At 74.1% G+C, this 14,431-nt stretch carries 11 protein-coding genes; 6 read left to right on the forward strand and 5 right to left on the reverse strand.

What is annotated here, in order from left to right:
- Positions 1-164: 164 nt before the first annotated feature.
- A complete protein-coding gene (locus ACFT5B_RS16460) occupies positions 165-635 on the reverse strand; it encodes a hypothetical protein (RefSeq protein ID WP_386800190.1) in 471 nt (156 codons plus the stop codon).
- Positions 636-863: 228 nt separating this feature from the next.
- On the opposite strand from ACFT5B_RS16460, the gene ACFT5B_RS16465 reads away from it, so the two are divergent.
- Positions 864-3,005, forward strand: a complete 2,142-nt coding sequence (locus ACFT5B_RS16465) for a cytochrome c oxidase assembly protein (protein WP_386800192.1) — start codon at positions 864-866, stop codon at positions 3,003-3,005.
- Positions 3,006-3,339: 334 nt separating this feature from the next.
- Entirely contained in the window at positions 3,340-4,335 is a 996-nt protein-coding gene (locus ACFT5B_RS16470) for a hypothetical protein (RefSeq protein ID WP_386800194.1), read from the forward strand.
- Positions 4,336-4,551: 216 nt separating this feature from the next.
- On the opposite strand, the gene ACFT5B_RS16475 is transcribed toward ACFT5B_RS16470, so the two are convergent.
- A complete protein-coding gene (locus tag ACFT5B_RS16475) occupies positions 4,552-5,976 on the reverse strand; it encodes a DUF2252 domain-containing protein (RefSeq protein ID WP_386800196.1) in 1,425 nt (474 codons plus the stop codon).
- 92 nt (positions 5,977-6,068) lie between these two features.
- Between ACFT5B_RS16475 and ACFT5B_RS16480 the strand changes: the two genes are divergently transcribed.
- Positions 6,069-8,249: an alpha/beta fold hydrolase gene (locus tag ACFT5B_RS16480; RefSeq protein ID WP_386800197.1), complete on the forward strand. Its 2,181-nt coding sequence runs from the start codon at positions 6,069-6,071 to the stop codon at positions 8,247-8,249.
- A gap of 24 nt (positions 8,250-8,273) precedes the next feature.
- On the opposite strand, the gene ACFT5B_RS16485 is transcribed toward ACFT5B_RS16480, so the two are convergent.
- Positions 8,274-8,996 (reverse strand): alpha/beta fold hydrolase, encoded by a 723-nt coding sequence (locus ACFT5B_RS16485; protein ID WP_386800199.1) that lies wholly within the window; start codon positions 8,994-8,996, stop codon positions 8,274-8,276.
- Between the two features lie 58 nt (positions 8,997-9,054).
- Here ACFT5B_RS16485 and ACFT5B_RS16490 point away from each other — a divergent pair, with 58 nt between their 5' ends.
- On the forward strand, positions 9,055-9,807 hold the full coding sequence (locus ACFT5B_RS16490; RefSeq protein WP_386800201.1) for a helix-turn-helix transcriptional regulator: 753 nt from the start codon (positions 9,055-9,057) through the stop codon (positions 9,805-9,807).
- Between the two features lie 68 nt (positions 9,808-9,875).
- Here ACFT5B_RS16490 and ACFT5B_RS16495 read toward each other — a convergent pair whose 3' ends face one another.
- Positions 9,876-11,078 carry a S41 family peptidase gene (locus ACFT5B_RS16495; RefSeq protein ID WP_386800203.1) on the reverse strand — a complete coding sequence of 401 codons (1,203 nt, stop codon included), beginning with the start codon at positions 11,076-11,078 and terminating at the stop codon, positions 9,876-9,878.
- Here ACFT5B_RS16495 and ACFT5B_RS16500 point away from each other — a divergent pair.
- Together ACFT5B_RS16500 and ACFT5B_RS16505 are read left to right on the forward strand one after the other, a co-directional pair.
- The gene (locus ACFT5B_RS16500; RefSeq protein WP_386800205.1) at positions 11,077-11,409 is read left to right on the forward strand and encodes a nuclear transport factor 2 family protein; all 333 of its coding nucleotides are present in this window, start codon (positions 11,077-11,079) and stop codon (positions 11,407-11,409) included. The two genes, ACFT5B_RS16495 and ACFT5B_RS16500, sit on opposite strands and share 2 nt — an antisense overlap.
- A gap of 133 nt (positions 11,410-11,542) precedes the next feature.
- Positions 11,543-13,498 carry an NHL domain-containing thioredoxin family protein gene (locus tag ACFT5B_RS16505; protein ID WP_386800207.1) on the forward strand — a complete coding sequence of 652 codons (1,956 nt, stop codon included), beginning with the start codon at positions 11,543-11,545 and terminating at the stop codon, positions 13,496-13,498.
- Between the two features lie 51 nt (positions 13,499-13,549).
- On the opposite strand, the gene ACFT5B_RS16510 is transcribed toward ACFT5B_RS16505, so the two are convergent.
- Positions 13,550-14,371 (reverse strand): alpha/beta fold hydrolase, encoded by an 822-nt coding sequence (locus ACFT5B_RS16510; RefSeq protein WP_386800209.1) that lies wholly within the window; start codon positions 14,369-14,371, stop codon positions 13,550-13,552.
- Positions 14,372-14,431: the final 60 nt, after the last annotated feature.

Genomic DNA, 14,431 nt, shown 5'->3' on the forward strand with positions numbered 1-14,431 from the left:
AGGAGCCGGCGCGGGGCCTCGTGTGGGGCTGCGCCGTTTTCCGCGGGGTGTTGTCAGAAGCTCACGGCACCCGGGTGCCGTGAGCTTCTGACAACTCGCGACGACGCATGACGTGTCAGAACCGTGCGGCAGCAGAGTGCCGTGAGCTTCTGACAACTCGCGGGTCAGACGGGGGCGAGCTCGCACAGGTGCTCGTACAGGTCCCAGCTGTCGGGCCTGCTGCCGGGGTCGAACCACTCCGCCCCGTGCTCGACCCACCGGCGCCGGTGGGCGCGCGCCCGCTCGGGCGTGACGTCGTCGACCCCCGCCTCGCAGGCGCAGCAATCGCAGATCGCGGACGTCGGACGGCCGTCCACCCAGCCCGGGCGGTCGAGGGTCCAGCCGCACGCGCGGCACGTCAGCTCGGCGTCGGGCATCCGGACGGTGCGGTGCTGCGGGGTGTCGGGGGACGTCGTCGGGCGGGGGGCCGGCAGCGCCGGACGTGGACGGCGTGCCACCGGCGCGGGCGGCACGACGAGCAGCGGGACCGGTGCGCTCACCGGCGAAGGGCTCCTGCGCCTGGACGCGTGCCGGATCCGGGCCGCGAGGACCACCGAGACGAGCAGGGGTGGCACGAGACCTGCGAGCGCCGCCATGCGCGTGACCTCCCGGGGCCCTTGGATGCTCCACGGTTCGTGACGAGTGCCGTGCTCCGGCTTCCCCTGCCGTCGACGTCGACGCCCCGCGAGGCGTGACTGTCGGACAGCATAAGCAAGCGCAGGGTACGAAAGGCAAGCCTTGGTCGAGGCGAGAAGAGGGTGAGGTCCGCCACGGAGCCGCCCCCGCGGGGCCGGGCATCCAGCGGACCCGCCTACCCTGGGCGGGTGACGTCGTCCTCCACGCCCGCGCGCACGCGGCCGAATCCCGGGGCGAGCGGTCGTCCCGGTCCGGCCCGGCGGCCCGGCACGATCGCCGGCCGACCGTGGTGGGTCGTGCTCGCGGCGCCGGGCGCCGTCGTCGTGGGCGTCGTCGCGGTGCTGCTCGCCGGCGCGTTCACGCAGGCGTTCGCGGCGCCGGGCACCGGGCTGCTCGACCCAGGCGTCGCCGTCCGGCTCGGCCTCCCGGTCGTCACGCTCCTCACCGAGCTCTCGATGGCGGTGACGGTCGGCTCCCTCGCGCTCGCGCTGTTCGTGCTGCCGTGGCGCGCCCCGTCCGACGGCGTCGGGTTCCGCCGCGCGCTCGTCGCGGCCGCCACGGGCGCGGGCGTGTGGGCGGTGGCCGGGCTCGTCCAGATCGTCCTCGAGGACGCGAACATCGCCGGCATGCCGCTGAGCGACCCGGCGTTCGGCCAGCAGCTCGGCGTCTTCATGACGCAGGTCGCGTACGGGCGCACGCTGCTGGAGATCGTCGTGCTCGCCGCCGTGACGTCGACGCTCCTCCTGCTCGTCCGCACCCCGACAGGCGCTGGGTGGGTCGCGGTCCTGCCCGTCGCTGCGCTGTCCCTGCAGGCCGGCACCGGGCACGCGGCCGGGACGTCGAGCCACGAGCTCGCGATCTCGTCCCTGTTCCTGCACCTGCTGGGCGCGAGCGTGTGGATCGGTGGCCTCGTGGCCATCGGCCTGGTCTTCTGGACCGGTCGGGGTTCGGACGGCGGCGTCCCCGCCCGACGCCGGACCGGCACCGCGGCAGGTGAGGGCGCCCGCCCGGACCTCGCCGCCGTCGTCGCGCGCTACTCGCAGATGGCGCTCTGGTGCCTCGCGCTCGTCGCCGTGTCGGGGCTCGTCAACGGCTGGATCCGGGCCGGCTCGCTCGACGGGCTCGCGACCCGCTACGGCGTCCTGCTGCTCGTGAAGCTGATCCTGCTCGTCGTGCTCGGGCTCATCGGGTACGCGCACCGCACGCTCGTCGTCGAGCGGCTCGGCCGGGACGACGCGCGTCCGCGGGGCCTGTTCTGGCGGCTCGCGGTCGTCGAGGTCGCCGTGATGGGCGCGGTCATGGGCGTCGCGGTGGCGCTCGCGTCGTCGGCGCCGCCCGTGAGCGAGGTCGTCGGCAAGGACCTCACGCCCGCGGAGCGGGTCACGGGTCACCTCCTGCCGCCCGCGCTCACCCCGGCCCGCTGGTTCACCGAGTGGCGGTGGGACCTCATTCTCACGACGCTCTGCGCCGCCGGCGTGATCGTCTATGTCGGGTGGGTCGTGCGGCTCGCACGCCGCGGCGACCGCTGGCCGTGGGGCCGGACCGTCCTGTGGTGCGCGGGCATGGTCGTGCTGTGGTGGACGACGTCCGGCGGCCCCGCGATGTACGGGCACGTCCTGTTCAGCGCGCACATGGTCCAGCACATGGTCCTCGCGATGGTCGTCCCGATCTTCCTGGTGCTCGGGGCTCCGGTGACCCTCGCGCTCCGTGGCCTCCCGGTCCGCAAGGACGGGTCGCGCGGTCCGCGCGAGTGGCTGCTGATCCTCGTCCACTCGCGGTGGGGACAGTTCGTCGCGAACCCCGTCGTGGCCGCGGCGCTGTTCGCGAGCTCGCTCGTCGTCTTCTACTACACGCCCCTGTTCTCGTGGTCCCTGCACTCGTACGTCGGGCACCTGTGGATGGTCGTGCACTTCACCGGCGCCGGGTACGTGTTCGCGAACGCGCTCGTCGGCATCGACCCCGGGCCGAAGCGGCTCGGGTACCCGCAGCGGCTCGTGCTCCTGTTCGCGACCATGGCGTTCCACGCGTTCTTCGGCATCGCGCTCATCAGCTCCGAGACCCTGCTCGTGCCCGGCTGGTTCGGGCTCCTCGGCCGCACCTGGGGCGAGTCCGCGCTCGAGGACCAGCAGACCGGCGGGTCCGTCGCCTGGGGGATCGGCGAGCTGCCGACGCTGCTGCTCGCGGTGCTCGTCGCGACGTCGTGGTCGCGGTCCGACGCGCGGGAGGCGCGCCGCAAGGACCGCAAGGCCGAGCGCGACGGCGACGCCGAGCTGCGGGAGTACAACGACATGCTCGCCAAGCTCGCAAAGCGAGACGACGCGCCCCGCTGACGTCGCCGAGCGTGACGTCTCGTCTTCCACCTCGACCATGGTGTGACCCACCGGTGATGACGCCGAGCATGACGTTTCGTCTTCCACGTCGACCATGGTGTGACCCACCGGTGATGTCGCCGAGCATGACGTTGTCCCCCGGTCCGGGCTTGGAATGGGGGACAACGTCATGGCCGGCGCGTGGCGGCACCGGCGGGTGGGGATAACGCCATGGTCGGCGCGTGCGAAGCCGGTGGGCGCGGGGGCCGACGCCGCGCCTGTGGACGACCGAGGTCGTGCACAGTCGACGTCTGCACCATGACCGCGATGGCGCGTCGTCGTCTTCACTCCGGCCATGACTCTTCCCACCACGCTCGTCGACCCGCGTCCCGGCGCCGAACCGCCGCTGACCCTCGTCGTGCCCTCCGCGCTCGAACCCGTCGCCGGGATGCAGGTCGGTCTCGTCTCGACACCACAGGCCCGGGCGGCCGGTGTCACGGACCGACAGATCGAGACGCTGGTCTACCGTCGACGGTGGCGACGGCTGACCCGAGGCGTCCTCGACACGCGGTCCGGACCGCTGTCCGCGGTCCACTGGGATGCTCGACGACGTCGCGCGGCTTGGGCGGGGCTGCTGGCGTACGGTCCCGACGCTGTCGCGATCGGGACGTGCGCGCTGGCCTTGCTCGGCGCGGGCGGCCTTCCTCCGACGATCGCCCCACAGGTCGCCCTTCCCAGGGCCAGCAACCGGCTGTCACGTGACGGGATGTCGGCACGCCAGTTCGACGCCGGGATGGAGACCGTCGTCGTCGGCGGTCGTCGCGTGGCGACCGTCGAGTGGGCGGTCGCCCAGGCGCTCCCCGAGCTCCCGCGCCGCAACGGGCTGGCGGTGCTGGACTCGGTGCTGCACCGCGACCTCCTGTCACCGGCCGGCCTGGCACGCGCCCACGATCTGGCCCGCGGACGACGGGGTGTCGCCGCCGCGCACGAGCTGTGGGAGCTGGCCGACGGGAGGGCGGAGTCGACGGTGGAGTCGTTCGGCCGGCTCGACTGCATCGACGGCGGCGTCCCGCCGGACGTCCTGCAGCTCCCGCTCGACGACTCGCCCTTCCCTGAACGAGGAGACCTCGGATGGGAGCTCGGCGACGGTCGATGGCTCGTCGCGGAGGTGGACGGCAAGGAGGTGCACGACCTGCCGGCGGCCGCCTTTGCGGATCGGACTCGACAGAACGGGCTCGTCTCGTCCGGGCGGTTCGAGGTGCTGAGGTTCACGGGTGCGGACCTCGACGGCGTGATGGCCCGAACCGTCCGTCGTGCGCTGGGCGCCCTCCGGTCGAGGGGGCAGGGGTGAGGAGGGTCGTCGCCGGGCGCGCCGCTGCCGAGCATGCGGCTCTCCACTCCCGCCGCTGCCGAGCATGACGTTGTCCACCGATCAGGGTCTGAACCGGTGGCTGACACCATGTTCGGCGCCCGGAAGCGTGGCGAACCGCATGGTCGCGCGACGGGTTGGCGGCGGATCGTCACGGTGGCGGGTGGCGGGTGGGTGACCCGGGCGGACGACGGGGGTTCAGACGCCGGTGACTGCCTCGACGTCTCCTGCCGCGATGGCGTCGTCGAGCAGCGCGGCGTCGGTCTCGGCCTGGTCGGCGTACTTCCGGGCGAACCGTGCGACGGCCTTCTCGAACCGGACGTCGTCGAGGTCCTCGCCGAGGTACCCGGCGACGGCGGCGGCGTCGCCGGCGCGCGCGTGGGCGCGGGCGAGGGTCGCGCCGCAGAGCTCGGCGATCGCGACGAGCCCCCGCCGGCGGATCCGCGCCAGGTCGATGGACCCCTTCATGTCGTGGAGCTGCCGGACGTAGAAGTGCCGCCCGGCGGGTCCGGTCGCCCAGCCGAGCAGGATGTCGCTGGCGGCCTGCGCGTGCTTCTGGCCGTTGACGACGCGCTGGCCGGCGTGGTCGTACTCGCTGGGCTCGAGGTACCGCTCGAGGACGGACTCCTGGGCCTGCTTGAGCTGCAGGACGAGCGGGTCGTCGTCGTCGCGCCCGGCGAGGAGGAGCACGTAGGCCTGCGTCCCGACGCTCCCGACCCCGACGACCTTGCGCGCGGCGTCGACCCGGTCGAACCGGTCGAGGAGGTGGCGGAGCGGGTCGTCGAGGGTGGAGCGGTAGGCGTCGAAGACGGCGTCGTACTGGTCGCGGTCGAGCGCGCTGAGGGGGGCGCGCGAGACGAGCGGCGGGGCCTCCCGGAACTGGAGGCGGCCGTCGACGAGCTCGGTGAGCTTCTCGGCGGCACGGAGGCTCGTGCGGGTGCGCGCCTTGTCGAAGGTGCTGGTGGCGGCGCGGTGCTCGCGCTTGCTCATGGACGCGGCCTCGAGGGTCTGCATGATGCGTTCCTCGTCGACGCGGGCGTACCAGACGTCGAGGGTCCGCTGGTGGGCGAGGCTCGCCGTCGTGATGCGGTAGGCCCAGGCGGAGGCGCGTGCGGCGTCGCGGGCGACGTCCCGGTCGAACCCCCGGTCGCGGGCGGCGAGGACGAGCGACGCCGCGAGCCGCAGGACGTCCCACTCGAACGGGCCGGGGAGGGTCTCGTCGAAGTCGTTGATGTCGAAGACGAGGCGGCGGTCGGCGGCCGCGTAGACGCCGAAGTTCGCGACGTGCGCGTCCCCGCAGAGCTGGGTGGTGCCGCCGGAGCGGGGGAGCGCCGCGAGGTCGGCGGCCATGACGGCTGCGGAGCCGCGGTAGAACGCGAACGGGGACGCGCTCATGCGTCCGTACCGGATCGGTACGAGCTCGGCGACGCGGCTGGCGTCCTGCTCGTGGAGGAGCGCGACGGGATCGGGTCGGTCGGCGGCCGGCGACCAGTCCGCGAACGCCTCCAGGGGAGCGTGCTCACGCCACGAGCGGCCCTGCTCGGCCCGGGCCGCGACGGAGGGTCGTCCGCTCTCCGCGGACGGGAACGCCGGGGCCTTCCCCGGCGCCGTGGGGATGGTCATGACGCATTCTGCGCCGCACGGAGCCCGGGTGGCGCGGCGAGCCGTGAACCTCACCCGCGGACCGTGCCGGGCGACTGTGATAGGACGGACCGGTGACGACCGACGCGGCCACGCCGTTCCACGACCTCGACGCCTACGTCGCCCTGCCGCGTCTCGCAGGGCTGACCCTCTCCCCGGACGCGTCGCGGCTGGTGACGGCCGTCCAGACGCTCGACCCGAAGCGGACCCGCTACGTGACCGCGCTGTGGGAGGTCGACCCGACGGGCGAGGCCCCGGCCCGCCGGCTGACGCGGTCCGCGAAGGGCGAGGCGGCCGCCGTCTTCGCGGCGAACGGCGACCTCCTGTTCACTTCGGCGCGTCCCGACGCCGACACCAAGCCCGACGACGACGCGAAGCCCGCGCTCTGGCTGCTGCCCGCGGCGGGCGGCGAGGCGCGCGTCGTCGCGACTGCGCCCGGCGGCCTCGGCGGGGTGACTGTCGCGCGCGACGCGGACGTCGTCTCGGTCGCCTCGGACCTCCTGCCGTCGGCCGGTGGCCTCGACGAGGACGCGAAGCTCCGCAAGGCCCGCAAGGAGCACAAGGTCGCGGCGATCCTGCACGACGGGTACCCGGTCCGGTACTGGGACCACGACCTCGGCCCCGACCGCCCGCACCGGTTCGCCGCGGACCTGGCCGCGCTGGCGGACGAGGTGCCGGGCGCGCTGGTCCCGGTGCCGTCGTCGGGCGAGGAGGACGACGACGCCGCACCGGGCACGCCCGAGGGCGCGCGCCTCGACCTGCGTGACCTCACGCCCGCGCCGGGCGCCGCGCTCGAGGAGTCCGACGCCGCCCTCAGCCCCGACGGCCGGACGCTCGTCACGACGTGGCGCGTGACCGGCCCCGGCCCGACTCAGCGCAGCACGCTCGTCGCGATCGACACGGCGACGGGGGAGCGGTACGTCCTCGTCGACGACAAGGGCGCCGACCTGTTCGCGCCCACGGTCTCGCCCGACGGCCGGTTCGTCGCCTACGCCCGCGAGACCCTGACGACGCCGCACCGCGCGCCCGAGGTGACGCTCGCCGTCGTGCCGCTCGCGCCCAAGCAGAGCCCCCGCAGCCTCACGACGCACTGGGACCGCTGGCCGACGTCCGTCACCTGGCTCCCGGACGGCTCAGGTCTGCTCGTCACCGCCGACGACGACGGCCGCGGCCCGGTCTTCCACGTCGCCGCCACCGGTGGCGGGATCGTCCCGGTGGAACGCGTCACCGCGGGCGACCACGTCTACACGAACCTCGAGGTCGCGCGCGACGGGTCGGCCTTCTACGCGCTGCGGTCGAGCTACCTGGCGCCGGCGGAGCCCGTCCGCGTGGACCTCGCCGCCTTCCTCGCCCAGGACGAGGGCAAGCGGACCCCGGTCGAGCCGACGCTCCTGCGCGGGCCGGTCCCCGCGCCGTCGCTCTCGGGGACGCTCGTCGAGGTCGAGACCCCCGCGTCGGACGACGTCCGCGTGCGTGGGTGGCTCGCCCTGCCCGAGGGCGCGAGCGCCGAGAACCCCGCGCCGCTCGTGCTGTGGGTCCACGGCGGACCGCTCGGCTCCTGGAACACGTGGAGCTGGCGCTGGAACCCGTGGCTGCTCGTCGCCGCGGGCTACGCGGTGCTGCTCCCCGACCCGGCGCTGTCGACCGGGTACGGGCAGGACTTCGTGCAGCGCGGCTGGGGCGCGTGGGGCGACAAGCCCTTCACCGACGTCATGGCCGTGACGGACGCCGTCGTCGCGCGCGACGACATCGACGAGACGCGCACGGCGATGATGGGCGGCTCGTTCGGCGGGTACATGGCGAACTGGATCGCGGGACACACCGACCGGTTCCGCGCGATCGTCTCGCACGCCAGCCTGTGGGCGCTCGACCAGTTCGGCCCGACGACGGACGCGTCGTTCTACTGGCAGCGCGAGATGAGCCCCGAGATGGCGCTCGAGAACTCGCCGCACCGGTTCGTCGGCGACATCCGGACGCCCATGCTCGTCGTCCACGGGGACAAGGACTACCGGGTGCCCGTCGGCGAGGGCCTGCGGCTCTGGTACGAGCTGCTGTCCGCGTCAGGGCTGCCGGCCGACGCGGAGGGGAAGACCGTCCACCGGTTCCTCTACTTCCCCGACGAGAACCACTGGGTGCTCACCCCCGAGCACGCCAAGGTCTGGTACCAGGTGGTGCTCGCGTTCCTCGCCGAGCACGTGCTGGGTGTCGCGCCCGACGACGACGCGTACCCGGGCCTGCCGAGCGTCCTGGGCTGAGCCTCGGGGCCGCCGCGACCTGTCTCAGGCGCGGGCGGCCTCGACCAGCGCTGTCGAGAGGTCGGTGGGCCGGGAGAACATCGCCCAGTGCCCCGTGGGCAGGTCGACCCAGGTGACGTCGTGGTCGAGCACCTCGGTGTGGAACGGCGCGCCCGGTCCGGCCACGGCCCGGAGCTGCTCGGCGCTGATGCTCGTGCAGATCGCGGTGACGGGGACGTCGAAGCGGGCCGGGTTCGAGACGCGTACGGGCTCCGTCGCGACGCGCCCCGGCTGGGGCTGGGCCTGCTCGCGGAACCGGGCCAGGCCGTCGTCGTCGATCCCGTCGATGCTCGACCCCTGCGCGGCCAGCTCGTCCCAGCCCGGGAGCGGGATCTCGGTGGCGCCGTCGGGCAGGGCGGGGCTGAGGGCGGCGCCGTCGACGAGCGGCCCCGCGTCCAGGTAGACGGCCCGCGCGACGCGGTCGGGGACGCGGTCGACGACCTCGCCGACGAGTGCCCCGCCGCCGCTGTGCCCGACGAGCACCACCCGGCCTTCCAGGCCCTCGAGAAGCCCGACGACGGCGCGCACGCTGTCCGCGCGGCTCACGGCGGCGCGCTCGGCGGCGGTGTCGTCGGGGCCGAGGCCGGGCAGGGTCACGGGGTGCGGGACGAGGCCGGCGTCGCGGAGCGGGCCGACCACGTCGTCCCACGCCCAGCCGCCGAGCCAGAAGCCGGGGACGAGGACCACGTGCGTGCTGGGGGTTGTCATACGACCAGTCTCGACCCACCCTGGTGACACCTGTCTGTCACCGATGTTCGGAGGGCGCGTGAACCGCACCGAACGCCTCTACGCGGTCGCCGAGGAGCTCCGCCGCGCGGGCGCCAGCGGCACCACGAGCGAGCGCCTCTCCCGGAGCCTGGAGGTGAGCGTCCGGACGATCAAGCGCGACGTGTCCGCGCTCCAGCAGGCGGGCCTGCCCGTGCGCGCCGAGGCCGGGCCGGGCGGCGGCTACGTGCTCGACGCCGTCGCGAGCCTCCCGCCCGTCAACTACACGCCCGCGCAGGCGGTCGCGGTGTCGGTCGCGCTCGCGCTTCTCCCGCCCGGGTCTCCGTTCGCCGTCGACGCCGCGACCGCCCGCGCGAAGCTGTGGGACGCCCTCGGGCCCGGCGACCGCGAGCGAGCGTCGCGTCTGGCTTCGCGGGTCTGGACCAGGGGCGGCGCCCCGCCCGACGACGCCGGCACGACTGCCGCAAAGGCCTCGCCGCTCGACGGAGGATCCGTCGCCACCGGCGTCCTGCGTGCGGTCGAGCAGGCGCTCGCAGGTGAGCGGGTGCTCGCGATCCGCTATCGGTCGCACGACGGCCGCGCGAGCCGGCGCCGCGTCGAGCCCGTGCTCCTCGCGCACACGGGCGGCCACTGGTACCTCGTCGCCTGGTGCCGTGACCGGGACGGGATGCGGTGGTTCCGCCTCGACCGGGTCGAGCGGGCCGACGTGACTGCCGAGCCGTACGTGCCGCGCCCCGTCGAGGAGGTCGGCGAGCCGCCGGAGGACGCGGCCGCCGTGACCCCGTCGCCGTGACCCCGCCGACCACGTGATCTTCGCCCGTCCGGTGCACCGGAGGGGCGGACGGCGCGTGCTCGGCGGCCTCAGATCCCGTGCTCGGCGGCCGCCCACAGCTCGTCGAACCGGTCCGCCACGTCGGCGAGCGGCGTCGTGGCGTCGAGCTCGACGTCCGGCCGGATCCCGACGAACTCCATCGGCTCGGGAGTCTCGACCCACTGGGTCGGGAAGGTGAGGGTCAGCCCGGACCGCGGCAGGACGTACGGGGCGACGTTCGCCGACTCCAGGAGGCCCATGCTGGGCACGCCGACGACCCGGGCTCCGAGCCTGTCCCGCAGCATCAGCGTGCTCGACTCGCCGGACGAGCCGGTCCCGCCGTCGACGAGCACGAGCATCCGCCCGCGGAACGGGTTCGCGCCGGCAGGGACGTGCTCCGTCCTGAGCTCCACGCGGAGCTCGTCGCCCGGTGCCGGGACGTGCGCGTGGGGCAGGAGCGAGGCGGGTGGCGGGTCGTCCGGGTGCCGCAGCGTCTCGAGCGCCAACCAGTCCCACGCCATGACCGGCTTGTCGCCCACCGACAGACACCGCTCGCTCGGCGCGTCGTAGGCGTGGACGACGGCGTCGGCGATCCACCGGGAGACGAACTCGTCGTTCCCGCCGCCGTTCCCGCGCAGGTCGACGACGACGCGCTCGTGCCCGAGCGGGCCGCGGTCGGCGGCCCCCGCCTCGAGCTGAGGTGAGCCCTCCGGCGAGTCGGAGAGCGTCCGGATGCGCACCGTCGCGACCTCGCCCCACGGCGTCGTCCGGACCGCGGACTCCCACGCCGGGCCGGGGTCCTCGCCGAGCGTCGGGCGGAGGACGCGCGGCGCGGCGTTCCCGACGATGCCGTGGTGGTTGTCGTCGAGGGCCTCGCGCAAGGCCTGGGCGACGTCGCCGATCGCGTCGCCCCACGTCGTCGGGCGCTCGGCCCGGAGGCGTTCGGTCCACGCGTCCAGGACGGTGCCCGCGGCCTCGGGGCCGGTCCGTCCCAGGACGACGAAGACGTGGCGCTCGCGGATCAGCCGGGGGAGGAGCGCGAGGTCGTCGAGGAGCGCGTCCACGTCGACGGGGCTGTCCGGGGTGCGGGTCGCGATGTCGGGTCCGAGCCTGCGCATCGCCGGGCTGTCCGGGTCGATCAGCCAGTCGACCCCGCTGCGGTCTGGTCCCAGGTACCCGTCGGCGCGCACGAGCGTCACCGTATCCAGTCCGGGGGTGGCCTGGCGACCCTCGGAAGCGTTGACTGGTGGCATGACCGTGAACCTTCCTGCTGCGGTGGCGACGTTCGTCGACGCGACCAACGCGGGCGACAGCGACGCGTTCGTCGCCGCCTTCACTCCCGACGCCGTCCTCGACGACTGGGGCCGGACCTTCACCGGTCATGACGGGATCGCCCGCTGGAACGTGACCGACAACATCGGGAAGCGCTCGCACTTCGAGCCGGTGTCCGCGGAGGAGACGGGCACGCCCGGGGTGTGGACCGTCGTCCTGACCGTGACGGGCGACGGCTACAACGGCACCGGCCCCATGACGTTCACGCTCGACGGCGACCGGGTCGCCCGCCTCGTCATCAGCCCGACCTGAGCGTCAGGGTACGCCGGGCCAACGTCGGCGCTGTTCGCCGACGAGAGGCTCTCCGTTCCCGTGCACGAGTCCTCGACGTCGTCTGCCGGGGGCTCCGCGTCGCCCCTCAGCCTGGTGCGGTTGACTTGACCCCGTGAGTTCCGCGCCCGCCCGCCTGCCCCGTGTCCGCGCGTCCGCCCTCGTGGGGCGAGGCTGGCTCAACACCGGCGGAAGGACCCTGAGCCTCGAGGACTTCCGCGGCCGTGTCGTGATCCTCGACTTCTGGACCTTCTGCTGCATCAACTGCCTGCACGTCCTCGACGAGCTGCGCGACCTCGAGCAGCGGTTCGGCGACGTCCTCACGATCGTCGGCGTCCACTCGCCGAAGTTCGTCCACGAGGCCGACCCCGACGCGCTCGCGGCCGCCGTCGAGCGCTACGAGGTCCACCACCCCGTCCTCGACGACCCCGACCTCGTCACCTGGCAGGCGTACACGGCCCGCGCCTGGCCGACGCTCGTCGTGATCGACCCCGAGGGCTACGTCGTCGCGCAGCTCGCGGGCGAGGGGCACGCCGCGTCGATCGAGGCGCTCGTCTCCGAGCTCGTCGCCGAGCACCGCGCCAAGGGCACGCTGCGCGAGGGCGACGGCCCCTACGTCCCGCCGACGCCGCAGCCCTCCACCCTGCGCTTCCCCGCCAAGGCCGTCGCGCTGCCGGGCGGGAACCTGCTCGTCGCCGACGCCGGCCACCACGCCCTGGCCGAGCTCGCACCCGACGCAGAGACGCTCGTCCGCCGGATCGGCTCGGGCGAGCGAGGGCTCGTCGACGGCGGCCCCGACGACGCGCGGTTCGCCGAGCCCAACGGGCTCTGCCTCGTTCCCGAGGAGCTGCGTCCGTGGCTCGGGTACGACGTCCTCGTCGCCGACACCGCGAACCACGTGCTGCGCGGTGTGCGTCTCGACGACGGCACCGTCACCACCGTCGCCGGCACCGGGGAGCAGTTCATGGTCGGTGCGCCGGACAACGTCGCGGGTGACCTCGCGGGCGAGCCGTTCGTCGCGGGGGCACACGTCCCGCCGCTGACGGTGAAGCTCTCGTCGCCCTGGGACGTCGCGTGGGTGCCCGAGCTCGCGGCGTTCGTCGTCGCGATGGCCGGGAACCACACGCTGTGGGCGTTCGACGGGAAGGAGGGCTCCATCGAGCACCTCGCCGGGACCATGAACGAAGGGCTGCAGGACGGCCCGCTGCTCGACGCATGGTTCGCGCAGCCGTCCGGGCTCGCGGCCGTGCCGGGCGCGGTGTGGGTCGCCGACGCGGAGACGTCCGCGCTGCGCTGGGTCGACACCGCGGACCGGACGGTGCACACCGCCGTCGGACAGGGGCTGTTCGACTTCGGCCACCGCGACGGACCTGCCGACCAGGCGCTCTTCCAGCACCCGCTGGGCGTCGCGACCCTGCCCGACGGGTCGGTCCTCGTCGCCGACACCTACGACGGCGCCCTGCGCCGTTACACCCCCGACGACGCAGCCCCCGGCGGCGGCCAGGTCACCACCCTGGTGACGGGGCTCGCGGAGCCGAGCGGCGTCGTCGTGCGTGCGAGCACGAGCGACGACGGGGACGGGCTCGAGGTGCTCGTCGTCGAGTCGGCGGCGCACCGTCTGACCCGCGTCGCACTTCCGGCGGACCTCCGCTCGCTCGGCACGACGGTCGACGAGGGAGCCCACCGCACCCAGCGCCCCGTCACCGACCTCGCGCCCGGGGCCCTGCGCCTGCGCGTGCCGTTCACGCCGGCACCCGGCCAGAAGCTCGACGACCGGTTCGGCCCGTCGACCCAGCTCTCGGTGAGCGCGACCCCGGCGAGCCTGCTGGTCGTCGGTGACGGGACGGACACCGCCCTCGACCGGGAACTCGTACTGGCGACGCCCGCCCCCGGCGAGACGCTCGAGGGCGTGCTGCACGTGAGCGCGCGGGCGGCGTCCTGCGACGCGTTCGGGCCAGACGGCGAGCCCGTCGAGTTCCCGGCCTGCAACCTCGCGCAGCAGGACTGGGGCGTGCCGGTCCGGATCACCGCCGACGGCGCGGCGGAGCTCGTCCTCCCGCTCCTGGGCTGATCCCTCCGCCCGCGGCGACGCGAACCTGCGTCACCGCGGGCGGGGACGAGGTCACTCGGCGAGGAACGCCAGGATGTCCTTGTCGAGCTCCTCCTGGTACGAGCCGGCGATGCCGTGCGGCGCACCCGGGTACACCTTGAGCGTGCCGAGCTTGACGAGCTCGATGGCCTTGTAGGCGGCCGCGGCGATCGGGACGATCTGGTCGTCGTCGCCGTGCGCGATGAGGACCGGCACGTCGAGGGCCTTGAGGTCCTCGGTGAAGTCGGACTCCGAGAACGCCTTGACGCAGTCGTAGGCGGACTGCAGACCGACGAGCATGCCCTGGCGCCAGAAGTCGTCGCGCTGACCCTGCGAGATGGTCGAGCCCTCACGGTTCGTGCCGAAGAAGGCAGCCGACAGGTCCCGGTAGAGCTCGGAACGGTCGTTCAGGACGCCCTCGCGCAGCCCGTCGAAGACCTCGATCGGCGTGCCCTCGGGGTTGGCCTCGGACTGCACCATGATCGGCGGGACGGCGCCCACGGTCACGATCTTGGACACGCGGCCCTTGCCGTGGCGGGCCGCGTACCGCACGACCTCGCCGCCGCCCGTGGAGTGGCCGATCAGTGCGAGGTCGGTCAGGTCCAGCGCCTCGACCAGCGCGGCCAGGTCGGCCGCGTAGTGGTCCATGTCGTTGCCGTCGTGGGTGCGCGACGACCGGCCGTGCCCGCGACGGTCGTGCGCGATGGCGCGGTAGCCGTTGTCGGCGAGCAGCTTGAGCTCGCGCTCCCAGGCCTCCGAGCTGAGCGGCCAGCCGTGCGACAGCACGACGGGACGGCCGCTGCCGAACTCCTGGTAGAACAGCTCGACGCCGTCCGGGGTGGTGATGTACGGCACGTGGGCCTCCTGGGGATGGGGACGCAGGCGCGGATGCGCCTGCCCTACGATCGAACCGCG

Source organism: Luteimicrobium sp. NPDC057192 (assembly GCF_042670205.1).
Taxonomy (GTDB): domain Bacteria; phylum Actinomycetota; class Actinomycetes; order Actinomycetales; family Cellulomonadaceae; genus Luteimicrobium.

Excerpts from the sequence above, each read along its gene's own strand:
- ACFT5B_RS16485 (WP_386800199.1), bottom strand. The coding sequence starts at position 8,996 with ATGACAACCCCCAGCACGCACGTGGTCCTCGTCCCCGGCTTCTGGCTC.
- ACFT5B_RS16495 (WP_386800203.1), bottom strand. The coding sequence starts at position 11,078 with ATGCCACCAGTCAACGCTTCCGAGGGTCGCCAGGCCACCCCCGGACTG.
- ACFT5B_RS16470 (WP_386800194.1), top strand. The coding sequence starts at position 3,340 with ATGACTCTTCCCACCACGCTCGTCGACCCGCGTCCCGGCGCCGAACCG.
- ACFT5B_RS16460 (WP_386800190.1), bottom strand. The coding sequence starts at position 635 with ATGGCGGCGCTCGCAGGTCTCGTGCCACCCCTGCTCGTCTCGGTGGTC.
- ACFT5B_RS16500 (WP_386800205.1), top strand. The coding sequence starts at position 11,077 with ATGACCGTGAACCTTCCTGCTGCGGTGGCGACGTTCGTCGACGCGACC.
- ACFT5B_RS16475 (WP_386800196.1), bottom strand. The coding sequence starts at position 5,976 with ATGACCATCCCCACGGCGCCGGGGAAGGCCCCGGCGTTCCCGTCCGCG.